Below are 249 nucleotides of genomic sequence, written 5' to 3' on the forward strand. Positions count from 1 at the left end.
TGCTAACTGTCTGGTACCTGTTCCTGACGTTCTTCACGGTCGGCGCGAGCCCCACCATGTGGCTCTTCTCCGCCCTCGCGGCCATCGGCGACCCGTCCTACCTGCGCGCCTCGCTCTACGGCCTCGGTTTCAACCCGGGGCTGCTGAGGCTTTCCTACCTGCTGCTGCCGCTGGGCGCGACGCTCCTGTCCCTGGCGCTGATCCCGCTGGCCGCCGCCTGGATCGGGCGGCTGAACCCGCGCGACCGCC

Annotated in this window: 1 protein-coding gene; it reads left to right on the top strand. The window is 69.9% G+C overall.

Translation table 11 applies throughout. The features are described 5' to 3' along the window. A partial coding sequence (locus MJ643_RS31120) for a hypothetical protein (RefSeq protein ID WP_247727371.1) occupies positions 1-249 on the top strand: 249 nt, incomplete at both ends.

The organism is Pseudomonas sp. PNPG3, assembly GCF_023093815.1.
Classification (GTDB): Bacteria; Pseudomonadota; Gammaproteobacteria; order Pseudomonadales; family Pseudomonadaceae; genus Aquipseudomonas; species Aquipseudomonas asiatica.